Genomic DNA, 21768 nt, shown 5'->3' with positions numbered 1-21768 from the left:
GCTCACCCGCAGAGTACCGCGGGTGAGCCCTGAGACGCAGTCGGAAGGGGAGAGACTCTCCGTTTCTCCCAGACCTTACTCGGCCTCGTCGCCGAAGTCGGCGGCGACCTCGCGGGCAGCTTCCAGCCCCTCGGTGTCGACATCCACAAGACCGTCGATCTCGTAGACATCGAACAGCGCCTCAGCCCCCTCCTCCGAAGCGGCCATATCCTCGAACGCGGTCTTGATCGTCTCGGTCTCCTCCTCATCGATCTCGGAGGAGACGGCGATGCCGTCGTTGGGGATGTTCTCGCTCCAGGCGAAGACCACGACCTGCTCGCCCACGTCCTCGAACTCCTCGACCATGCCCTCGCGCGCGTCGTCGAAGGAGACTCCCACGGAGATCTCACCTTCGTAGACGTTCTGCACCGACTGCGGGTGGCCGCCTGCGAACTGGGCGTCGATGTCGTTGAGCGGGTCGAAGCCGTTGACCTCTCGCAGCTGGGTCGCCGGGTAGAAGTAACCCGAGGCCGATCCCTCATCCACGAAGGAGATGGTCTGGCCCTCCTCGATCAGCTCCAGGGCTTCCTCGCCGACCGGACCGTCCTCGGCCTCATCGGTGCCGTTGCAGTAGAGCATCTCGTAGCCCTGGTCGGTCTCACCCTCCACCGGCTCGTCCAGGCAGTAGGTGTCCGGGTCATCGGTGAACCACTGAGTGACATAGGTGTCTGAGCCGAAGCGCTCCGCCTGAAGGATCGGCTCCGCATCAGCCTGATCGATCGCCTGGGTGAAGACCACCGGGCCCAGGCCCATGGCCACATCCACCTGGCCGGTCTGCAGCGCAGTGACCATGCCGGCATATCCCTCGGTGATGTAGTGCTCGACCTCGCGGTCGAGGTGTTCACTGAGCTGCTCGGCGATCGCCGTCGCGTCCTCGACCAGCTGATCATCATCCTGGGAGGGCAGGAAGCCCAGCACCAGCGGCTCGCCGTCATCTCCTCCGTCGCCGTCGTCGCTCTCATCGGCCACACAGCCGGAGAGGCCCAGGGCCAGAACGCTGCCCAGCGCGAAGGCGGACTTGGTCTTTGTGCGCATATGAAGTTCCCTCTTCCAACAAGATGCAGGTGCCGGGCCTCATCGGCCTCCCTGCGCAGCGAGGAGCCCGGTAAGGCTTCTGACGTGCGCAGTTACGAGCATCACTCTAGGGTGCGGCCGAAGGGGCGACAACCTGGCACCCGTCAGTTGGCCCAGCCGTCACTCAATGTTTACACGGGTCATTCCCGTCAGCAGTTCAGAGACCTGACTCCACTGCTGCACACGGCGAGTGGGATCACCCAGCCCGGTGCCGAAGCGGTCGATGAGCACCGTGGTGCCGCCCTGGGCGTGGACATGCTCCAGATCATTGCGCCAGATGTCCCCCACCGAGATGATCCGCTGCGGATCCACCTCCAGGCCGGCCCGCTCCTGGGCCGCGCGCACCGCAGCCGGCATCCCGAAGGGCTTCTGCGCCCCGTTGATCACCGCGTCGAAGCTGTCGGACAGCCCCAGATGCTCCAGCCAGGGGCCGAAGGCGTCAGCCGGAGAGTTGGTGATCAGCACGACGCCGGCCACCTCGCGCAGCCGAGCAAGCAGCTCGTCCGCCCCCTGAGGGGCGTGGACGTCCGAGTGCTCCAGTCCGCGGGCCAGCAGAGCCCGGCGTCCCTGCGCAAAGGCGACGCCGGCCTCCTCGTCGCTCAGCCCAGCCTGGACGGCGAGCAGCTGGACCAGCTGGTAGCCGTCCTGCAGGGGCCAGGAGGTCGGATGGGCCTTGGCCTTCCCTGCCTCCTGCGCCGCGGCTGAGCGAACGGCCTCCTGGTCCACCCCCAGCGGCCACCCGGAGGCGTCGTAGCGGATCTCGGAGGCGAGCAGGGTGTTCTGCGCGAAGGCGCGCTCCACGGCGGCGCGGATGCCGCCGCTCTCCGGCGAGGCAGCGGCGTCGGGCTCACCGCCGGCGTCGGGAACCTGCCCCTTCTCCGCCAGCAGGAGGTCGGCCTGCTCCGCGTAGAAGAGCACCGGGTCATCGCCCAGGCAGAGGGTTCCGTCGAAGTCCAGAAGGATCAGCTGCTCACGCATGCCAGTGATCTTGGCACACCCGCCGAGACGAAATCACCCCGCCCTTCTCCCGAGCAGCGGCCCGAAAGGACCGATCTGCGGGAGGAGGACGGGGTGATCCCAGAGGTGTGTGGGCGCTCAGCGCATCACTTGACCGACTTGCCGGCCGAGCCCAGCCACTGGGCGGACTCGACGATGCGTGCGGCCATGGACTCCTCAGCCTTGGCGCCCCAGACGCGCGGGTCATAGGTCTTCTTGTTGCCGACCTCGCCGTCTACCTTCAGGACGCCGTCGTAGTTGGAGAACATGTGGCCGGCCACCGGACGGGTGAAGGCGTACTGGGTGTCGGTGTCGACGTTCATCTTGATGGTGCCGTAGCTGACCGCGTCGCGGACCTCCTGCTCGGTGGAGCCGGAGCCGCCGTGGAACACCAGGTCGAAGGGACGGTCCTTGCCGTACTTCTCACCGGTGGCGTCCTGGATCTCCTTGAGGATCTCCGGGCGCAGCTTCACGTTGCCGGGCTTGTAGACGCCGTGGACGTTTCCGAAGGTCAGCGCGGTGATGTAACGGCCCTTCTCGCCGGTGCCCAGCGCCTCAATGGTGGCGACGGCGTCCTCGACGGTGGAGTAGAGCTTCTCGTTGATCTCGTTCTCCACACCGTCCTCCTCGCCGCCGACGGCGCCGATCTCGACCTCGAGGATCTGCTTGGCGGCGGAGGTGCGCTCCAGCAGCTCCACGGCGATGCGGAGGTTCTCCTCCAGGGTCTCGGCGGAACCGTCCCACATATGGGAGTTGAAGATCGGGTCGCGGCCGGCCTTGACCTCGGCCTCGGAGGCCTCCAGCAGCGGCAGCACGAAGCCGTCCAGCTTGTCCTTGGGGCAGTGGTCGGTGTGCAGGGCGATATTCACGCCGTAGTTCTTGGCCACCTGCTTGGCGAAGGCGGCGAAGCCGAGGGAGCCGGCCACCATGTCCTTGATGGAGGCACCGGACCAGTAGGCCGCCCCGCCGGTGGAGACCTGGATGATGCCGTCGGACTCTGCCTCGGCGAAACCGCGGATGGCGGCGTTCAGGGTCTGTGAGCTGGTGACGTTCACAGCCGGGTAGGCGTAGCCGCCGGACTTGGCGGCGTCGATCATCTCGTTGTACTTCTCCGGTGTTGCAATAGCCACGCTGAACTCCTTCAGGTCTGGATCGATGGCGGCAACGGCGTCGGTGCCTTCGCGGCCCATCCTACCTATCTACCCGTGACCCACCGCATATCCCCGGCGCCCAGGCGGCTGTTAGGTTTGCGGCATGAAGCTGAGCCATCTCCCCGCACGTGTGACCGCAGGCGCCCTGATCCTCAACGCAGGCCTGGACATCAGGAAGCTGCCCGAAGAGGCCGCCGCCGGCATGCAGGACATGGGCGCCAACGGCGTCCCGCCGGTGAAGAAGCTCTCGCCGCGCACGTTCCGCGAGACTCTCTCCCGCAGCGAGGTCGCCCTGGGCGCCGCGCTGCTGACGCCCTTCGTCCCCAGTTGGGTGGCCGGTGCAGGCCTGGCCGGGTTCTCCGGCGCCCTGATGGCCATGTACTTCCGCACCCCGGAGATGACCAAGGAGGACGGCATCCGTCCCACTGAGGCGGGCACCCCGATCGCCAAGGACATCGTCATGTTCGGCACCGGCGTGACCCTGGTGCTGGATGACCTGCTGAGCAAGAAGTGAGCGCCCCTGCCTTCGGGCTGCTGCTCGACGTCGACGGCCCCATCGCCTCCCCGGTCTCCCGGACGGTGGCCGTGGAGTCCATCGGCCGGGACCTGGTCCTGATGGCCAACGCCGGGATCCCAGTCATCTTCAACACAGGACGCTCGGACGCCTTCATCGCTGAGCAGGTGGTCCCGGTGCTGCGGGCCGCCGAGCTGGAACCTGCGACGCCGGTCTACACGGTCAGCGAGAAGGGCGCCGTCTGGGCCGAGGTCACCCCTGAAGGACTCGGCGAGGTGTCCGTGGACGCTGAGCTGAAGCTTCCCGACGCCCTCTCGGAGGATGTCAGGGAGCTGGTGGCCGAGCGCTTCTCCGAGCTGATGTTCTTCGATGAGACCAAGCGCGCGATGGTCTCGGTGGAGCAGCACGTGCATGTGCCCTCCGAGCGGTATCTGCGGGCACAGGAGGAGTTCGACGCCGCCGTGCCCGCCCTGCTGAAGAAGCACGGCCTGGAGGAGGTGCGGATCGATCCGACGATCATCTCCACCGACGTGGAACATCAGCGCCTGGGCAAGGATCTGGGCGCCTCCCGCAGCCTGGAGCTGCTGGCTGAGCGGGACATCCACCCGCAGGCCTGGTACACGATGGGCGACTCCCGCACCGACTATGCGATGGCCGACTGGCTCCACGAGCAGGGCCATACGGTCCGCCATGTGGATGTGCGCCCGGCCGACGGCGTCCCGGAGACGGAGTACCCGGTGCTGGTCTCCGAGACCGGCGCCATCCATGACGAGGCCGGGGCCGAGTTCCTGCACCGCTGGGCGGCGTCGCTCTGAGGTCCTGAACTACGGCACCCCGAGCAGGCGCAGCCCGGCCGCGGCTCCTGCTCCGACGATCACCACCACGATGAACGGTGCGCGCAGGATCAGCGCCACGGCGGCGGCCAGAAGGGCACCGATCCGCGCGTCGAAGGCCAGGCCGTCGTCACCGGAGACGGTGTTCATAGCCACCAGTGCTGCCAGCAGCGCCACGGTGAGCACACCGGAGATCTGGGTGACCAGGCGGTGCTGCAGCCAGGCGGCGGGCACCAGATAGCCGATGATCTTGGTGGCGTAGGCGGCTGCGCAGGCCACCAGGATCCATATCCACAGCTCGCTCATGCAGCCACCTCCTGCTGCCGGCGGGAGGAGATCAGGCCCCAGACCACCGCGACGCCGGCGGCGATGAGGATCGGGATGCCTGCGGGAACCAACGGCATGGTCAGCGTGGTCACCAGTGCGGCGAGCACGGCCAGGGCCCAGGGCTCCCTGGAGCGCAGGCGCGGCCAGAGCAGGGCCAGGAAGGCAGCCACCACGGCGCCGTCGAGGCCGAGGGCCTCCGGCTCGGCGATGAAGTCGCCGGCCACCGCCCCGATGACGGTGGCGATGTTCCAGCCGATGTAGACGCCCACGCCGGTGATCCAGAAGCCGCGGCGCTGTTCGGCGCGAGACTCCTGGGCGGTGGAGACGGCCATGGACTCATCGATAGTGACCTGGGCGGCGGCGTACTTCGCAGCACCGGCGGGGTTCAGCAGCGCCTTGAGCTGGACTGCGTAGATCGTGTTGCGCATGGACAGCATCGTGGCCCCGGTGAAGGCGGTGGCCGGGGAGCCGCCGGAGGCCAGCACCCCGATGAAGGCGAACTGCGATCCCCCGGTGAACATCAGCGCGCTCAGCGCCACGGCCTGCCAGAAGGTGAGACCGGAGGCCACGGCCAGGGCGCCGAAGGAGATGCCGTAGAGCGCCACGGCCAGGGAGATGGAGAGGCCCGTGCGGGCGGCGGGGGTCAGACGCAGCAGCCGGCCGTCGTCCTTCAGGGCATCATCCACAGGGCAATGATAATAAAAATTTCATGCACATAAATTGCTTCTGCGCGATGGTAGTGTCGAATTATGAGCAACAACCATGCGGTGGATGACCTGGACCGTGCGATCATTGCTGAGCTTCAGAACGATGCCCGGCTGAGCAACACCGAACTGGCCCGCCGCGTGGGCCTGACCCCCGCACCCTGCCTGCGCCGGGTGCAGCGCCTGGAGCGCGAGGGCGTGATCGAGGGATACCACGCCGCACTGAACCCGAAGGCCGCGGGCAAGGGCTTCGAGGTGATCGTGGCTGTGGACATCGCGGTGAACAACACCGCCACCGTCCAGGACTTCGAGGCCGCCGCCGTCGCTGTGCCCGAGGTGACCGAGGTACGGCGCATGTTCGGCCAGCCCGACTACTACCTGCGGGTGCAGGTGGCCGACGGCGAAGCCTATGAGGCGCTGAGCATCTCCACCCTCTCCCAGCTGCCGGCAGTCAGCCGGGTGCTCTCCCACCAGACCATGCGCCGGCTGAAGGGCTGAGCCTGTTCGGCTGGTGAGGGCACCTGTTGAACCGGGCCGGCGGCTGGACCGGTGCAGCTGCTGAGCCTGTGAAGCGGCGGTGCCGCGCCGGCGTCGGGCCTGCCGCCCGATACTGTGGTGCTCATGGATGAGGGGGTCACCGAGCACTTCACGCATCAGGGCCGGACCATGGCCTACCACCGGCATGCCCGCGCGGCGGATGCGCCGGCGCCCAGCCGGGGCGGACGGCCGTTCCTGCTGGTGCACGGGATCGGGATGGGCCGCGCGGTCTATGCGGAGCTGGCCGCTGAGCTCTCCGCCCACGGGACCGTGTATTCGGTGGATCTGCCGGGGTTCGGCGACTCCCCGGAGCCGCAGACCCCACTGAGCATCCCGGAGACCGGGGACTTCATGGCCGCCTTCATCTGTGAGCAGCAGCTGCAGGATCCGGTCCTGGTGGGGCACTCGATGGGCGGCCAGGTGGTCGCGGAGATCCACGCCCGGCACCCGGAACTCAGCAGCACCGGCGTGCTGATCGCCCCGGCGGTGAACCAGGCCGAGCGCACTGCGGCTCGGCAGGCCCTGCGGATGGTCCAGGACCTGGCCGGGGAGAGCCCCAAGGTCCTGGCGCTGGGAACTGCGCAGTACGCCAAGGCGGGGCCTCGCTGGTTCTTCAAGAAGATGCGCCAGATGCTCGATCACCGGATCGAGGAGTCGCTGCCGCATATCCAGGCCGATGTGATGGTCCTGCGCGGGGAGAAGGACCGGGTCTGCCCGCGCCCGTGGACCCAGCAGATCACCGACCTGCTGCCCCAGGGACGCATGGAGGAGATCCCCGACCGCGGCCATGAGGCCGTGATCCGCACGTCCCAGCCGGCGGCCGAGATCATCCTGAACCGCCTACGGGACCGGCAGACCGGCTGACGACCGCACTCGCCGGCGTCGTACCCTCAGCCCCGCCTTCGACCCAACCCTCGTTTTACCAAGCATTTTTCGCTTTACCTGCCCGGATCTGCAGGGGTAAAACGAATTCTGGTTGGTAAAACGAGGGTGGGTCAGGACTTGGCCTGCTCCACCGCCAGGTCGAACTCACGCTCCAGCTCAGCATCCTCGCGGAAGGTCAGCCGGCTGACCACGACGGCGACCAGGACATTGGCCGCGAAGCCGGGGATGATCTCGTAGAGCTCGGCTCCGAAGACCTCCGGGCCGAAGGCCGACCACAGGAACACGGTGGCGGCGCCGGCCACCATGCCGGCCAGGGCTCCCCAGGCGCTCAGCCGGCGCCAGAACAGGGAGAGCAGGATGGCCGGGCCGAAGGAGGCGCCGAATCCGGCCCAGGCGAAGGCCACCAGCTCCAGGATCGTCCCGCCGGGGTCCATGGCCAGCAGCACACCCACCACGGCCACCAGCAGCACGCAGACCCGGCCCATCAGCAGCAGACGCCGCGGCGAGGTCTTCCGGCCCAGGACCTGGTAGATGTCCTCCACGAAGGCCGAGGAGCTCACGATCAGCTGGCTGGAGACCGTGCTCATGATGGAGGCCAGCACGGCGGCGAAGACCAGGCCCACGATCAGCGGGTGCAACAGGATCTGGGACAGTGCGAGGACCACATGCTCAGAGTTGTCCAGGCTGTGGTCGGTGTCGTTGAAGTAGGCCACGCCCACCAGACCCGCCGCCACAGCGCCCAGCAGGGACAGCGCCATCCAACCGATGCCGATCCGCCGCGCGGCCTTGGCGTCGGAGGGGTTGCGCAACGCCATGAACCGGACGATCACGTGGGGTTGACCGAAGTAGCCCAGGCCCCAGGCCAGGGCGGAGACGACGCCGACCACAGTGGCCGCGGTCAGCGCCTCGCCACCGATCAGCGAAAGCCGCGAGGGATCCACATCCTCGATCACGGAGACGGCCTCGCCTACGCCGCCCAGGGAGAACAGGGCGATCACCGGCACGATGAGCAGGGCGAAGAGCATCATGGTCCCCTGGACCACATCGGTCAGCGAGGCGCCCAGGAAGCCGCCCAACAGCGTGTAGAGCAGGGTGACGCCGGCGACGATGTACATGCCGGTCAGGTATGGGGTCTCGAAGGCCAGCCGGAAGAACTCACCGCCGGCCACCATCATGGAGGCCACGTAGAAGGTGAAGAACACCAGCACGATCACGCCGGAGGCGATCCGCAGCAGGCGGCTGCGGTCATGCAGACGGTTCTCGAAGAAGCTGGGGATGGTGATCGAGTTCTTGGCCACCTCGGTGTAGGAGCGCAGCCGCGGCGCCACGATCTTCCAGTTCAGATAGGCGCCGATGGTGAGCCCGACGGCGATCCAGGCCTCGATCAGGCCGGCCAGGTAGATGGCGCCGGGCAGGCCCATCATGAGCCAGCCGGACATGTCCGAGGCGCCGGCGCTCAGCGCCGCGGCCCAGGAGGGCAGCCGGCGCCCGGCCAGCAGGTATCCCTCGTGGTCGGTGGTGTGCCGGTAGGCGTAGATCCCGATGGCGACCATCGCCGCGAAGTACAGGATCAGCGCGGCGATGAGGTAGGCCTGGTCAGACAAACGAACTCCTGGAGACGTCGAGCGGTGAGCGGCACCACATTACTCCAGAGTTTCCTAAACCTCTCAACTCCCCTGGTCCCGTCCAACGGCCGGCGGCCGACTGCTCAGGGACCAGCAGCTCAGCACCGGGCGCTCAGCCGAAGCGGTGCTGCCGCACCCAGGCGTGCATGGCCACCCCCGCGGCCACGCCCGCGTTGATGGACCGCGTGGAACCGAACTGGGCGATGGAGAGCGTGTCCCGGGAGACCTGCCGGATCTCCTCGCTGAGCCCGGGACCCTCCTGCCCGAAGACCAGCACACAGCGCTCGGGCAGCTCATAGGTATCCAGCGGCACCGATTCCGGGAAGAGGTCGACGCCGATCACCGGCAGCCCCTCCTGCTGGGCCCACTGGACGAAGTCCTCCACCGTCGGGTGGTGCCGGACATGCTGGTAGCGGTCGGTGACCATGGCGCCGCGGCGGTTCCAGCGCTTCTTGCCGATGATGTGGACTTCGGCGGCGAGGAAGGCGTTGGCGGTGCGGACCACTGTGCCGATGTTGAAGTCGTGCTGCCAGTTCTCGATGGCCACATGGAAGCCGTGGCGGCGACGGTCGAGGTCAGCCACGATCGCCTCGCGGCTCCAGTACCGGTACTCGTCCACCACATTGCGCCGGTCGCCCTCTCGCAGCAGCTCCGGATCCCAATGGTCGCCCTCCGGCCAGGGCCCCTCCCAGGGGCCGACGCCGACCTCACGCGGTTCTTCATCTGTCACACCGACGAGCGTATCTGAGTAGGCTCGGGGCATGAGCCAGCTCCCCAACCCCTTGGAACAGTTCTCCCTCGATGAGCTCCGGCAGCGCCGCTCGGCGAAGTGGCGGGCGTTCGGAGACGATGTCCTGCCGCTGTGGGTGGCCGAGCAGGATGTGCCGCTGGCCGAGCCGGTGGCACAGGCCCTGCACCGTGCCGTGGAGCTGGGCGACACCGGCTATCCCTTCTCCGGCGAGTTCTCGGCGTCGCTGTCTGAGTTCGCCGCGGCCCGCTGGGACTGGAAGCCGGAGATGAAACAGATCCGCCCGGTGCGCGATGTGATGATCGGTGTGGTGGAGGCGCTGAAGCTGGTCACCTATCTGGCCGACACCGTGATCGTGAACTCCCCGGTGTATCCCCCGTTCTTCAACTATCCGCGCAGCGCCGGGCTGCGCGTGGTGGAGGCCCCGTTGGGCGGCGACGGCCGGCTGGACCTGGAGGCGCTGGAGGAGTCCTTCAACCTGCGCACCCTGGGCGGCAGCGCTGCCTTCCTGCTGTGCAATCCGCATAACCCCACCGGCGCAGTGCACACCCGCGAGGAGCTGGAGCAGGTGGCCCAGCTGGCCGAGAAGTACGGTATCCGCGTGGTGGCCGACGAGATCCACGCTCCGCTGGTCTACGACGGCGAATTCGTCCCCTACCTCTCGGTGGATCCGCGCGGCTACTCGGTGATGTCGGCGTCGAAGGCTTGGAACCTGGCGGGCACCAAGGCAGGCCTGCTTGTGGCCGGAGAGGACGTGATCTCCGAGCTGAGCGAGCTGCCCCACGAGGCCGCCCAGGGCCCCAGCCACTTCGGCGTGATGGCCCAGACCGCGGCCTACCGCGAGGGCGGCGAATGGCTGGATGCCCTGCTGGCCGGATTGGATTCCAACCGCCGGCTGCTGGGTGAGCTGATCGACGAGCACCTGCCGGAGCTGGAGTGGATCACCCCGGAGGGCACATATCTGGCGTGGATGGACTTCAGCGCCTACGGCTTCGCCGATGACGTGGCCGAGGGCGGCATCGAGTCCCCGATCAGAGGCCCGGCCAAGTTCCTGCTGAAGGAAGCCAAGGTGGCGCTGACCGCCGGGCATCCCTTCGGCGAGGGCGGCGAGCGCCACGCCCGAATCAACTTCGCCGCCTCCCAGCAGACCCTCACCCAAGCTGTGGAGCGGATGGGCGCGGCGCTGCACCGCTAGAAACCCGTGCCACGCGGCACGTCCCTCCCCCACACCCGTTCAGTGGGCGCGCAGGTGTCGGAAAGAGCCCCGAAATCTGCTTGTTCCGACACCTGCGCGCCGAGCAGAGCCCTCAGGCGGCGCCCAGGACCAGCCACAGGCCGAGCAGGAAGAGGATGAGGGCCACCGTGCCGTTGGCGTGGCGGCTCAGAAAGCCCTCCAGCTTCTTCAGCGGCCGCTCCAGGACGCGATGCGCGGTGAGGCGCAGGACCAGCAGCACCAGCGCAGGCGTGATCATCACCATGCAGTAGAAGAGGATCATCGCCGGACCCATGGGCGCCTCGGGCGTTTCTGCGGCAACCACCGCGATGCCGGCCAGATACGGCAGCAGCGTGGCGATCTCCAGCCCGACGGCGGCCAGCGCCAGACCCAGCAGTGCAGCCGCTCCGCCCTGGGCACCGTCGCCCACTGCCCGCTCACGGAACTGAGCGACTCGTCCGCCCGTGCCGCGGGCCTCCTCTCGGCGCCGCTTCCTCTCCTTACCCGCCTGCGTGAAGGGGTCCAGCCGGCAGCTGAACCAGATCAGCCCGGCGCCCAGTGCGGCCTGGCCCAGCAGGAATGCGGGCTGAGCGGAAAGCTCGGAGAGGGCGCCGATCAGGTGGTCGCCCACCAGCACCAGACTGGCCAGCAGGATCAGGCCGATGGCCGCGTAGGCCCCGGCCACCACGCCCAGATATCCCAGGATGCGGCCGCCGCGCAGCCGCCCCGGGGCCATGAGGAGCCAGACCGGGATCAGCAGCGTGCCGAAGCTGGTGGAGTCCAGCAGGGCGAGCACGCCCAGGATCCCGAGGATGCTCCAGGCGCCCTGGGCGCCGTCGGGAACCAGCCCCTCGGTGAGGCTGGAGAGCCCGAACAGCGGCTCCAGCGGTGAGGGCCCGGCGGACAGGAAGTGGTTGAGCATAGCTCTATGCTGACCGTGAGCCACGGCCGGGCACATCGGCCGAAGGATCGAGAACCGGGCTCTGCCGATCGGGGATCTCGTCCTTCGGAGGGAGGCGGGGGCTGAACGGGTGTGGTCGAATACTGCTATGGCCCACAGGTTCAGGGATCGGCTGCAGCAGAACGCCTCCGTGGCCCTTGCCCTGCTGGTCCTGGCCGCCGGATGGGCCGACGTCTGGGGTGATGCCGTCTGGCTGCGGGCCCCCAGCCTGGAGCCGCAGCTGTGGTGGCATCTGATCCCGCTGGCTCTCATGGCCGCTGTGGTCCAGCTGCGCCGCAGCCACGTGGAGCTGGCCCTGGTGCTCGGTCTCACCACAGTGGCCCTGCACCTGCTGATCGGGGTGAACCTGGGGCTGCTGCTCTGCCTGGCCGACCTCATCTATGCCCTGGGGATCCGCGGCAGTCGGCGCAGTGTACGGATCGCCCACCGCAGCTTCCTGGGGCTGATCCTCCTGAGCGCTCCGGCGGGCCTGCTGGTGGGCATGGATGCCGAGGGTCTGTTCCATATGGTGCTGGTCCTGGCCAGCGTCCTGCTGGGTCCGCTCTGGTGGGCCTCGGAGGTCCGCCGCGGCTACCCGCTGTGGCAGGAGCGCGACGCCCGCCGAGCCCTGGAGGCCGAACGTCACGCCGCCCTGCTGGAGCGCCAGCGCCAGGAGCGCACCGCCGCGGTGGACTCTGAGCGCCGGCGCATGGCCCGCGAGCTCCACGACGGGATCTCCTCCCAGGTCTCGGCCATGGCGCTGACCTCCGGAGCCGTGCTCAACGCAGAGCCCGACGCCGTAAGGGACCGTCAGGCCCTGCAGACGGTCCGCACCACCAGCGTGGAGACTCTGGACCAGCTGCGCGAGATGATGCGGCTGCTGCGTGGTGAGGAGACCGAGGAGGGCCCCATGGCCTCCCTCACCTGGGAGGGGATGCTGTCCCGCGCCCGCACCCAGGGCGTCCGGGTGGAGGTTGGAGGAGAGCTTCCCTCCGACCTCGCCCCGGTTCCGCGGCAGGTCGCCGTGCGCGTCACCCAGGAGGCATTGGCCAATGCGCTGCGCCACGGAGACGCCTCCGCCTACGTAGAGATCCAGTCCCGACGCCGCAGCCTGCGTCTTCGCGTGATCTCAGGACTGCACCCGGATACGGAGACTGAGACTCCCGCGGCAGGGACCCACGGCGCTGAGCCCCTCGGCACCGGAACCGGTCTGCTGGCGATGCAGGAGCGGGTGAGCCAGGCCGGAGGCCGACTGCGCTGCGGCCCTGACTCCGGAGCCTGGCTGGTGGAGGCGACTCTGCCGCTTCAGCGTTCCCCGTGGGAGGAGCTCCATGACTGAGGCTGAGACCATCACCGTGCTGCTCACCGATGATCATTCCAGCGTGCGGGCCGGACTGCGGCTGCTGCTGGAGACCGCTGAGGGCATCGAGGTCATCGGCGAGGCCGCCGACGGAGCCGCCGCCCTGCAACAGGTCCGCGCCCTGCGCCCCGATGTGGTCCTGATGGATGCCCGCATGCCGGGCACCGACGGGATCGAGGCCACCCGAGCCGTCGTGGCCGAGGCCGCGGCCGAGGTCCTCATGCTGACCACCTTCGATCTGGATGAGGTGGTCTTCGGCGCACTGCGGGCGGGGGCCGCGGGCTTCCTGCTGAAGTCTGCCGAGCCGGCCCTGCTCATCGACGCCATCCGGCGCGTGGCCGCCGGGGACGGTGTCCTCGCCCCGGAGGTGACCCGCACTCTGCTGCGCACCTTCGCCGAGACCCCGGAGAAGGGGTCTGCCGAGAAGGCGAGGCCGGAAGCACAGACGGCCGGTGCGGCGTCGGCGGATCTCTCCGTCCTGACCCCACGGGAGGTGGAGGTGCTGGCCGCGCTGGGGCGCGGACTGTCCAATGAGGAGATCGCCGCGGAGCTCTTCGTCAGCCGCGCCACAGTCAAGACCCACGTGTCCAGCCTGCTGGGCAAGCTCGCCCTGAGCAGCCGCATGCAGGCGGCGATCTGTGCCCGCGAGAACGGCCTGGCCTGAGAGGAGAAGGATGTTCGCAGGATGGAGGCGCCGACGGCGGCAGAACAAGGTGAAGCCCGGCGACGGGCATCACCTCAGACCCTTCCGCTGGTGGCATCTGGCCCACCGATCTTTGTTCCATCTGCGGATGGAGGGAGTCGCCGCGGAGCCTCAGGACCGGCGTCGGGTCTATGCGGTGAGCCTGAGCCACTTCGATCTCGATGAGAAGGTTCATCTGTACTGTCACGGGCGGCATGAGGCGGAGTCCACCCTGCCGGCCGCCTTCCCCGTGCCGGGCGGGCATATCGAGGTGGCGGCGTCGACCTTCGGGGTCAAGCGGATGCACTATGTGCCCCAGGACGGCAGCCCGGAGCGGCAGCTGACTCCGGACGCCGACTCCAATGAGGGCTACCGGGCCAGGTTCGCCGCCCGGCATCCGCTGGCCAGCCGGATGATCGGCTTCGTGTCCCTGGTGGTGCTGGTGGTGGCACTGCTGCTAGGGATCCCACAGCTGCTGGAGGAGCTGACCAGCATCGAGGACGTGGCCGATGTGGTGGGCACCTTCAGCTCACCGCTGCATCTGCCGGCCTGGGCCAACACGGCGCTGATCGTGGCCGCCGCCCTGGCCAGCTTCGAACGGGCTCTGCGGCTGCGGCACAACTGGCTGCTCGACGGGGACATGGACCTGGACTTCTGAGCCCCCACACCCCCACACCCGTTCAGTTGTCGCGCAGGTGTCGGAAAGCGGCCCGAAATCGGCTTATTCCGACACCTGCGCGCCAAGCAAAGTCCTCAGAGGGGCAGACAGCCCTGCCTCAGAGCTGGGCGTTGATCTCGTCCACGTAGCTGCTCACCCGAGCGTAGACGCCGGGGTAGCCGGCCTCGGCGCAGCCGCTGCCGAAGGAGACCACGCCGACCACCTCGTCGCCGACCACCAACGGACCGCCGGAGTCGCCCTGGCAGGCGTCCTGGCCGCCCTCGGGGAAGCCGGCGCAGATCATGACGTCGGAGTCATAGGCCAGACCGTAGGAGTCGGTGCAGTCCGCGCTGCTGACGATGGGCACTGTGACCTTCTGCAGGTCATCCACCGGGTAGCCGGTCTCGGTCACGCCCCAGCCGTAGACCGTGGCGTCCTGACCGGGCTGCGGGTCTGCCGCGGCCAGGTCCACCGTGGGAGCATCCACTGCCTGGTCCAGGGTGATCACGGCGATGTCGTGGTCATGGGCAGCGTTGGAGTACTCCGGGTGGATCCAGACATCCTCGACGCCGGCCTCGGCACCTCCGGTGCGGTCCGTGCTGCCGATGCTCAGCGTGAACAGGTTCTCGTCCACGCCGTCCACACAGTGGGCCGCGGTCAGTACGGCCGTGCTGCTGATCAGGGCGCCGCCGCACCAGTTGTCCGGCTGGCCGTCCGGGTCGGCGCCGGTGGCGCCGTCGGGAACATTCAGCGCCGCCATATAGGGGGCATCCGTTGGAGCTGCGTCGTCGCCGCCGATGATGCGCTCCTGCTCAGAGGAGGCGGGTGTCACCACGGGAGCGGAGGCGGCCGCCGGAGCACCGACCGCAGTCAGAAGCAGCGCGGAGGCCGCCGCTGCGCTCATGGTCATGGTCCCGATGAGTCCTGTTGTGTTATTCGCCATAGAGCAGACCCTACGGGAGGGAAGCACCTCTCCGGCACCCCTCTGAGGAGGATTTCTGCTGAAGTTTACGCGCCGCGGCCACGGGTGAGCACGGGCATCGCAGCGGCGATGATCACCGCCGCCACCGCCATCGCGGCGAAGGCGCCGCTGTATCCTGCGGCCCCGATCACAGCACCCAGTGCCACCGCCCCGACGCCGAACCCACCGTCATAGGCCACGTTCCAGACTGTGCTGGCCGCACCGGATTTTCCGGGACCGAACCGCTCCACGGTCACCACGAAGGAGTCGTTCTGCGCAGCCCCGAATCCGGCACCCACCAGAGCCGCCCCGATGAGCAGCAGCGGCAGCGGCCCCTCCAGGGAGAAGGCCAGCAGTCCCAGACCGATTCCACCCAGCAGCGCAGAGAGCACCACAAGCCGCCCCGCGCCAGCACGTCCGAGGAATCCAGCGCCGAGCCGGCCCATGATCAGCGCGATGGAGGCGACCAGCAGGGCCGCGGCGGCCTGGGCGGCGTCGGGACCTGCCAGCGGCAGAAAGGTGGTCAGCGCACCGAAGGCGGCCGCAGTGATGAGGAAGAGGATCAGCGGCGGCAGCACCCGGCCCATCCCGGCCAGGGAGCTGAGCGAGAACTCGGTGCGCACCGCCGGCAGCAGGAAGCTCAGGGCAGCCGCACCCAGGCAGGCGATGCCGGTGCCCCAGAAGACCACCTCGAAGCTGATGGTCTGGGCCACCCAGACGCCGCCGGAGAGGGCGCCGAGATTGGGCAGCGCGGCCGCGGCGCCGTAGAGCGCGGCCACTGTGGAGAGTTTGCCCATGCCGGCCAGCTCGGCCACCAGGGCGGCGCCGGCCACCACCATCATGGCGAATCCGATGCCGCGCACTGCGGTGATCAGCAGGATCCAGAGCAGGCCGTCGGAGAGGACGTAGAGCGGCGTCGGGAGTCCCAGCAGGATGGCACCGAGAATCATCATCCCGCGCAGGGTCAGGATGCGGAACAGCCAGGGTGAGGCCATCTGCGCGGCCACAGTGGCGCCCATCATGACGCCGGTGGTGGCGCCCACGGCCACGCTGGCGGCCCCGCCGGCAGAGGCCCACATGGGCACCACGGAGAGCAGGCCGGCGTAGTTGCCGAAAGCCAGCGCGGTGACCAGCAGCAACAGGGCCAGGCCCTTGATATCAGGGCTCTGCCAGGGCTGTTCCTGGGGGTCACTCACCGATGATCACGGACCTATCGTAGAGGGACATCTTCATTCCCAGGAAACACCTGCGTGAGTAGACTCGAGGCATGCGCGAGCTACAGTCTGAGATCTTGGAAGAGATGGGCGTGAAGCCGGAGATCGACCCGGCGGAGGAGGTGCGGCGACGCACCGACTTCCTGGCGGAGTATCTGCAGTCGGTGGGTGCCCGGGGCTTCGTGCTGGGGATCTCCGGAGGCGTGGACTCCTCCCTGGCGGGTCGGCTGGGCCAGCTGGCCGCGGAGAAGCTGCGCGAACAGGGCGTGGAGGCCTCCTTCCACGCCATGCGCCTGCCCCACGGGAACCAGAAGGATGAGGACGACGCCGTCCGCGCCCTCGAGTTCATCGGCCCGGACCACACGCACACCTTCAACATCGAGAAGGCTGTGACCGGCGTGGACGTGGCCTTCCACGAGAGCTTCGGCCGCGGGATGAAGGACTACCACCGCGGCAATGTGAAGGCTCGCCTGCGGATGACCGCCCAGTATGCGGTGGCCGGCGAGCAGCAGGCCCTGGTGGTCGGCACCGACCAGGGCGCAGAGTCGATCACCGGCTTCTTCACCAAGCACGGCGACGGCGGCGCAGACATCCTGCCGCTGTTCACGCTGAACAAGCGCCAGGTCCGCCAGATCCTGAAGCATCTGGGTGCGCCGGAGGCCCTCTACAGCAAGGCCCCGACCGCCGATCTGCTGGATGAGAACCCAGGTCAGCTGGATGAGACCGAGCTGGGGATCACCTACGACCACATCGATGACTATCTGGAGGGTCGCGAGATCCCCGAGGATGAGGCGCAGAAGCTGGAGCAGCGGTATCTGTCCACCCGCCATAAGCGCACTGTTCCGGTGACCATCCTGGATGAGTGGTGGAAGCAGAGCTGATCAGGACGCTCAGCTGCGGCTGATCTGCTGAAGTTGCGCGGCCCCGGGAGTTGCCCCTAAACTTTTACAGGTTCCCACGAGGGTTCGCGCCCCCATCGTCTAGCGGCCTAGGACACCGCCCTTTCACGGCGGCGGCACGGGTTCGAATCCCGTTGGGGGTACTCTCCGCAGAGTTCGGTTTCGGTCGATTTTGCGGAGGGAGGAGAAAGCCTGGTAAAGTTTCTCCTCGTGCTGAACGGCACAAACAGATGAATAAGGCCCTGTGGCGCAGTTGGTTAGCGCGCCGCCCTGTCACGGCGGAGGTCGCGGGTTCAAGTCCCGTCAGGGTCGCTCTCGCCAGAGCTGAGGCGTCAAGCTCGCGGCATGTATGCTGGCGAGTATGGCTCTGTAGCTCAGTTGGTAGAGCGTTCGACTGAAAATCGAAAGGTCACCGGATCGACGCCGGTCGGAGCCACCAGAGCAGTAAGGCCCCGTTCCTCTTCGGAGGGACGGGGCCTTATTCGTGTCTCAGCCGTTCACTGCTCGTTCCACCCGCCCAGCAGCTGTGCAGCCTGCTCGCTGAGCGCCATCTGCAGCAGAGGCCCGAAGCTGATCCGGCTGACGCCCAGTTCGGCCAGCCGCGGCAGAGTCAGGCCCTCTGGGATGGCACCGCGCTCGGGGTGAGCCGTGACGTTCAGCGGCGTGCTGACCTGTTCGAGGATGGTGGAGAGCTCCTGCTCGCTGGGCAGGCCCACCGGGTAGAGGCTGTCCGCGCCGGCCTGTTCCAGCAGAGACAGCCGGTGCAGAGTCTCGGCAAGCGGGTCGGCGAAGTCATCAGCATGCTTATAGACGTCGGTACGACCGTTGATCACCAGGTGGACTCCGGCAGCATCGGCGGCCCGGCGGATTCCGGCGATGTAGTCCGCGTGCTCCTGCCCGCCGCGCATCTGACCGCGGGAGTGGACAGTGTCCTCGATGTTGATGCCGACGACGCCGGCCGCCAGGGCCTTCTCCACGAGCTCAGCAGGATCGGTGTCATATCCGGACTCGAGGTCGGCCGAGACCGGGATCTCAACGGCGGCGGTGATGCGCGCGATCGCCTCCAGCGCCTGGTCCAGGGTCATATCTTCGCCGTCGGCGGCACCCAGAGAGTCGGCGAGCGGGTGGCTGCCCACCGTGAGCGCGCCGAAGCCGGCGTCGGCGATGAGCCGCGCGGACCAGACGTCCCAGGCAGTGGGCAGCACCACCGGCTCCTCCCGGTGATGGAGCTGCAGCAGAGTCTCGGCACGGGCGCGCAGAGCGGCGGCGTCGAATACGGGGGTCGAGCCGGCAGATGTCATGGAGGGTCCTTTCCCTGTGGGTGATCCGGAGACGCTGACGATCCAGCGCCGAGGGCTGACAGGTGGTGATGCTCATCCGCCCCAAAACGCTGTGGAGAACCGACACACTGTGTCAGACCCCTGTGGCAGAGTGAACGCCGTGACCTCCTCACCGATTCCTCGTCAGCCCGGTCCGGATCATCCTCGGCAGCAGAGCGCCACCTCTGCCTCTTCCTTCTCGCCGCCTGTCTCCACTGCATTCCACGCCGAAGCCCGGGGGCGCCTCACCGCGCTGACCGGGCAGGACGCAGACTTCCGTCCCGGTCAGCTGGAGGCGATCTCCGCTTTGGTGGAACAACGACGCCGGGTCCTGGTGGTCCAGAAGACCGGGTGGGGCAAATCGGCCGTGTACTTCCTGGCCGCGCATCTGCTGCGCCGTCGGGGCCGCGGGGTGAGCCTGATCGTCTCCCCGCTGATCGCGCTGATGCGGGACCAGATCTCGGCCGCCGAACGCGCCGGGGTCCGCGCCCAGGCGGTGAACTCGGCCAACGCCCATGAGTGGGACTCGGTGGTGGAGGCGCTGGCCGCCGATGAGCTGGACGTCCTGCTGATCTCTCCAGAGCGGCTGGCCAATCCCCGCTTCCGTGATGAGGTGCTGCCCGGGCTGCTGGAGCGCCTGGGCATGCTGGTGGTGGATGAGGCTCACTGCATCTCCGACTGGGGACACGACTTCCGCCCCGACTACCGCCGGATCGGTGAGATCGTCCGCGGCCTGCCTGCTGAGGTTCCGGTGCTGGCCACCACGGCCACGGCCAACTCACGCGTGGTCGACGATGTGGCCGCACAGCTGGCCCCGCCCGAGGACTCCAGCGGCAAGGAGGTGATGGTGCTGCGTGGCAGCCTCAGCCGCAATTCGCTGCGGCTCGGGGTGCTGACCCTGCCTGAGTCAGAGCAGCGGATCGCCTGGCTGACCCAGCACCTGAGCTCCCTGACCGGCAGCGGGATCGTCTATGCCCTCACCGTCTCCCAGGCCCAGGACCTGACCCGGCATCTGCGCGAGCACGGCCATGAGGTGGCCGCCTACACCGGGCAGACCGACCCGGATGAGCGCCAGCAGCTGGAGGCCGCATTGAAGGAGAACCGCGTCAAGGCGCTGATCGCCACCTCGGCGCTGGGCATGGGCTTCGACAAGCCGGATCTGGGCTTCGTGGTGCACCTGGGGGCGCCGTCGTCGCCGGTGTCCTACTACCAGCAGATCGGACGCGCCGGACGCGCCGTCGACAGCGCGGACGTACTGCTGCTCCCAGGCCAGGAGGACGTGCGGATCTGGGAGCACTTCGCCCAGGCCTCCATGCCCACTCAGCAGCGGGCCGACGCCGTGCTGGCCGCGCTGGCCGAGCATCCGGAGGAGCCGCTCTCAGCGGCTCGCCTGGAGACGATGGTGGAGATCCGCCGCTCGCCCTTGGAGCTGCTGCTGAAGGTCCTAGAGGTGGACGGCGCGGTGCACCGGGTGCGCGGTGGATGGACGGCCACCGGCCGCGGCTGGCGGTACGACGCCGAGCGCTATGACACCATCCTGCGCCTGCGCCGGGCCGAGCAGCAGGCGATGCTCGACTACGAGCGGCTGGAGCCAGGTCAGTGCCGGATGGCCTACCTGGCCGGAACCCTCGACGACGACGCCGCGACAGCCTGCGGCCGCTGCGACACCTGCTCAGGCCCCTGGTACCCACAGGAGTTGGATCAAGGCTCGGTGAGCCGGGCGCGCGCCTCGCTGGACAGGGTGGGAGTGGAGATCGCGCCGCGGAAGCAGTGGCCCACGGGCCTGGCCGCGCTGGGACTCTCGCTGAAGGGGCGGCTGGGTCCCGGTGAGGTGGCCGAGGAGGGCCGGGCGCTGGCTCGCCTGTCCGACCTGGGATGGGGGCCGTTGGTGCGGGAGACGCTGCAGGGCGAGGACACCGCTGTCCCTGATCAGCTAGCCAGTGCGGTGACGCGGCTGCTCTCCGAATGGGACTGGCCGCGCCGCCCGGATGTGGTGGTCTCGGTGTCCTCGCGCCGGCATCCCCGGCTGGTGGACTCACTGGCCCGCGGAGTGGCCCAGCTGGGACGGCTCCCCTACGCCGGCTCCCTGGAACCGGCCGACGGCGGGCCGTCGAGCTCTCCAGAGTCCAACAGCGCCTTCCGCCTGGCGGGCCTGATGGGCCGGTTCAGGGTGCCGGCTGAGCTGTCCTCCCAGATCCAGGGCGCTGCCGTGCTGCTGGTGGACGACGAAGTGATCTCCCGCTGGACGCTCACCGTGACCGCCCGGGAGCTGCGCGGAGCCGGGGCGGAGATGGTGCTGCCCTTTGCCCTGGGCCTGCGCGGCTGAGGACGCCCCGGACCGCGCAGCTCAGTGCCGGCGCACCACGACGTCGGCCACGCTCTGCCGGCCGAAGGCCCACAGCACCAGCTCGCCGGGGGCGCCCTCGAGGATGAGCAACGGGTCGCTTGAAGCGCCGTGGGTCACCGAGCCGTAGCCTGGGCTGATGTAGGTGATGCGGCGGCCCTGCTTTCGGGCCGCAGCCATCAGCAGAGTGCGGGAGGCCTGCTTCCACAGTCGCCGCTGGAGACCCTGGGAGGACCTGCGGCGGTGCGGCTGCAGGGCGGATGAACTCTCCGCAGCGTCGGCGGCTCCTGTGTTTTCGCCGTCGGCTCCTGTGCGCTCTTCGTCGGGCCCGGGGCTCGCCGTCGACTCATCGACGCGCAGGACATCCTCAGTATGGACGAAGAACTCCAGGGTATTCATCGCGTCATCGACGGCACGGCTGCGGGCCGGATGCCAGGACGGCACCCCAGCCTCGATCCGGTCCACCAGTTCGGCGAAGCTGAGCTGCTCGATGCTCCGGTACTGTCTCTGAGCCCTGGACCCCACCACCGGCAGCTCTCTGCCGAAGATCAGGTGCGGATGGGAGTCGCGGGCGACCACATGGACTGCGAGGTCGTGGGCAGTCCAACCCTCACAGAGGGTGTCGGCCATCGGGCCCTTCTCGCGCAGGGCTCTGACGAGAGCCTGACGCTCGGTGGCGGCGGTGGATGCAGGGGGCATCGGTCGGGTCCTCACTGTCGGGGTGGCCTGGCCAGGAAGGCTCTCG

22 protein-coding genes and 3 tRNA genes are annotated in these 21768 nt (G+C 68.4%); 13 read left to right on the top strand and 12 right to left on the bottom strand.

The genetic code is table 11. The features are described from left to right. Window positions 1-75: 75 nt before the first annotated feature. From phnD to fbaA, 3 genes are all read right to left on the bottom strand, one after another. Window positions 76-1074 carry a phosphate/phosphite/phosphonate ABC transporter substrate-binding protein gene (gene phnD, locus IEW85_RS01940; RefSeq protein ID WP_188682342.1) on the bottom strand — a complete coding sequence of 333 codons (999 nt, stop codon included), beginning with the start codon at window positions 1072-1074 and terminating at the stop codon, window positions 76-78. A 159-nt stretch (window positions 1075-1233) separates the two neighbouring features. After that, window positions 1234-2091 carry an HAD family hydrolase gene (locus IEW85_RS01935; protein WP_188682340.1) on the bottom strand — a complete coding sequence of 286 codons (858 nt, stop codon included), beginning with the start codon at window positions 2089-2091 and terminating at the stop codon, window positions 1234-1236. A gap of 125 nt (window positions 2092-2216) precedes the next feature. Next, a complete protein-coding gene (fbaA, locus tag IEW85_RS01930; RefSeq protein ID WP_188682506.1) occupies window positions 2217-3239 on the bottom strand; it encodes a class II fructose-bisphosphate aldolase in 1023 nt (340 codons plus the stop codon). Between the two features lie 124 nt (window positions 3240-3363). Between fbaA and IEW85_RS01925 the strand changes: the two genes are divergently transcribed. After that, on the top strand, window positions 3364-3774 hold the full coding sequence (locus IEW85_RS01925; protein ID WP_188682338.1) for a hypothetical protein: 411 nt from the start codon (window positions 3364-3366) through the stop codon (window positions 3772-3774). Further along, window positions 3771-4589 carry a Cof-type HAD-IIB family hydrolase gene (locus IEW85_RS01920; protein WP_188682336.1) on the top strand — a complete coding sequence of 273 codons (819 nt, stop codon included), beginning with the start codon at window positions 3771-3773 and terminating at the stop codon, window positions 4587-4589. Before IEW85_RS01925 ends, IEW85_RS01920 begins: the two co-directional genes overlap by 4 nt. 9 nt (window positions 4590-4598) lie before the next feature. On the opposite strand, the gene IEW85_RS01915 is transcribed toward IEW85_RS01920, so the two are convergent. Together IEW85_RS01915 and IEW85_RS01910 are read right to left on the bottom strand one after the other, a co-directional pair. Next, window positions 4599-4913 carry an AzlD domain-containing protein gene (locus IEW85_RS01915; RefSeq protein ID WP_188682334.1) on the bottom strand — a complete coding sequence of 105 codons (315 nt, stop codon included), beginning with the start codon at window positions 4911-4913 and terminating at the stop codon, window positions 4599-4601. Then, complete coding sequence (locus IEW85_RS01910; RefSeq protein WP_229658708.1) at window positions 4910-5620, bottom strand: AzlC family ABC transporter permease; 711 nt, start codon at window positions 5618-5620, stop codon at window positions 4910-4912. The genes IEW85_RS01915 and IEW85_RS01910 overlap by 4 nt, the downstream gene beginning before the upstream one ends. Window positions 5621-5683: 63 nt before the next feature. Between IEW85_RS01910 and IEW85_RS01905 the strand changes: the two genes are divergently transcribed. Then, window positions 5684-6136, top strand: a complete 453-nt coding sequence (locus IEW85_RS01905; protein WP_188682332.1) for an Lrp/AsnC family transcriptional regulator — start codon at window positions 5684-5686, stop codon at window positions 6134-6136. Window positions 6137-6259: 123 nt separating this feature from the next. Continuing rightward, window positions 6260-7039 (top strand): alpha/beta fold hydrolase, encoded by a 780-nt coding sequence (locus IEW85_RS01900; RefSeq protein ID WP_188682330.1) that lies wholly within the window; start codon window positions 6260-6262, stop codon window positions 7037-7039. A 131-nt stretch (window positions 7040-7170) separates the two neighbouring features. On the opposite strand, the gene putP is transcribed toward IEW85_RS01900, so the two are convergent. Together putP and IEW85_RS01890 are read right to left on the bottom strand one after the other, a co-directional pair. Continuing rightward, on the bottom strand, window positions 7171-8664 hold the full coding sequence (putP, locus tag IEW85_RS01895) for a sodium/proline symporter PutP (RefSeq protein WP_188682329.1): 1494 nt from the start codon (window positions 8662-8664) through the stop codon (window positions 7171-7173). 133 nt (window positions 8665-8797) lie between these two features. Next, the gene (locus tag IEW85_RS01890; protein WP_308420852.1) at window positions 8798-9415 is read right to left on the bottom strand and encodes a TrmH family RNA methyltransferase; all 618 of its coding nucleotides are present in this window, start codon (window positions 9413-9415) and stop codon (window positions 8798-8800) included. Between the two features lie 31 nt (window positions 9416-9446). Here IEW85_RS01890 and IEW85_RS01885 point away from each other — a divergent pair, with 31 nt between their 5' ends. Further along, entirely contained in the window at window positions 9447-10628 is a 1182-nt protein-coding gene (locus IEW85_RS01885) for a MalY/PatB family protein (protein ID WP_188682325.1), read from the top strand. A gap of 112 nt (window positions 10629-10740) precedes the next feature. Here IEW85_RS01885 and IEW85_RS01880 read toward each other — a convergent pair whose 3' ends face one another. After that, window positions 10741-11568 carry a GAP family protein gene (locus IEW85_RS01880; RefSeq protein WP_188682323.1) on the bottom strand — a complete coding sequence of 276 codons (828 nt, stop codon included), beginning with the start codon at window positions 11566-11568 and terminating at the stop codon, window positions 10741-10743. Between the two features lie 127 nt (window positions 11569-11695). Between IEW85_RS01880 and IEW85_RS01875 the strand changes: the two genes are divergently transcribed. The 3 genes from IEW85_RS01875 (at window position 11696) to IEW85_RS01865 (ending at window position 14286) form a co-directional block, all read left to right on the top strand. Next, a complete protein-coding gene (locus tag IEW85_RS01875; protein WP_188682321.1) occupies window positions 11696-12925 on the top strand; it encodes a sensor histidine kinase in 1230 nt (409 codons plus the stop codon). After that, entirely contained in the window at window positions 12918-13610 is a 693-nt protein-coding gene (locus IEW85_RS01870) for a response regulator (protein ID WP_188682319.1), read from the top strand. The genes IEW85_RS01875 and IEW85_RS01870 overlap by 8 nt, the downstream gene beginning before the upstream one ends. Window positions 13611-13737: 127 nt before the next feature. After that, the gene (locus tag IEW85_RS01865; RefSeq protein WP_229658707.1) at window positions 13738-14286 is read left to right on the top strand and encodes a hypothetical protein; all 549 of its coding nucleotides are present in this window, start codon (window positions 13738-13740) and stop codon (window positions 14284-14286) included. Between the two features lie 118 nt (window positions 14287-14404). On the opposite strand, the gene IEW85_RS01860 is transcribed toward IEW85_RS01865, so the two are convergent. Further along, on the bottom strand, window positions 14405-15229 hold the full coding sequence (locus IEW85_RS01860) for a S1 family serine peptidase (protein ID WP_188682314.1): 825 nt from the start codon (window positions 15227-15229) through the stop codon (window positions 14405-14407). Window positions 15230-15294: 65 nt separating this feature from the next. Continuing rightward, the gene (locus tag IEW85_RS01855; protein WP_188682312.1) at window positions 15295-16443 is read right to left on the bottom strand and encodes an MFS transporter; all 1149 of its coding nucleotides are present in this window, start codon (window positions 16441-16443) and stop codon (window positions 15295-15297) included. A 71-nt stretch (window positions 16444-16514) separates the two neighbouring features. Between IEW85_RS01855 and nadE the strand changes: the two genes are divergently transcribed. From nadE to IEW85_RS01835, 4 genes are all read left to right on the top strand, one after another. Next, window positions 16515-17342 (top strand): NAD(+) synthase, encoded by an 828-nt coding sequence (gene nadE, locus IEW85_RS01850; protein WP_188682310.1) that lies wholly within the window; start codon window positions 16515-16517, stop codon window positions 17340-17342. A gap of 88 nt (window positions 17343-17430) precedes the next feature. Further along, a tRNA-Glu gene (locus IEW85_RS01845) sits at window positions 17431-17503 on the top strand. Window positions 17504-17598: 95 nt separating this feature from the next. Beyond that, a tRNA-Asp gene (locus IEW85_RS01840) sits at window positions 17599-17672 on the top strand. Window positions 17673-17723: 51 nt separating this feature from the next. Beyond that, window positions 17724-17799: transfer RNA gene (locus tag IEW85_RS01835), tRNA-Phe, on the top strand. 58 nt (window positions 17800-17857) lie between these two features. Here IEW85_RS01835 and IEW85_RS01830 read toward each other — a convergent pair. Further along, a complete protein-coding gene (locus IEW85_RS01830) occupies window positions 17858-18661 on the bottom strand; it encodes an isocitrate lyase/PEP mutase family protein (protein WP_188682308.1) in 804 nt (267 codons plus the stop codon). Window positions 18662-18800: 139 nt separating this feature from the next. On the opposite strand from IEW85_RS01830, the gene IEW85_RS01825 reads away from it, so the two are divergent. Next, window positions 18801-21005, top strand: coding sequence for a RecQ family ATP-dependent DNA helicase (locus IEW85_RS01825; protein WP_373286535.1), 2205 nt, complete (start codon window positions 18801-18803; stop codon window positions 21003-21005). A gap of 21 nt (window positions 21006-21026) precedes the next feature. Here IEW85_RS01825 and IEW85_RS01820 read toward each other — a convergent pair whose 3' ends face one another. Then, the gene (locus IEW85_RS01820) at window positions 21027-21722 is read right to left on the bottom strand and encodes a TIGR03085 family metal-binding protein (RefSeq protein WP_188682304.1); all 696 of its coding nucleotides are present in this window, start codon (window positions 21720-21722) and stop codon (window positions 21027-21029) included. Between the last annotated feature and the right edge of the window lie 46 nt (window positions 21723-21768).

The sequence above is a fragment of the Nesterenkonia cremea genome, assembly GCF_014642675.1.
Classification (GTDB): domain Bacteria; phylum Actinomycetota; class Actinomycetes; order Actinomycetales; family Micrococcaceae; genus Nesterenkonia; species Nesterenkonia cremea.
This window is presented reverse-complemented; position numbering and strand designations above follow the sequence as displayed.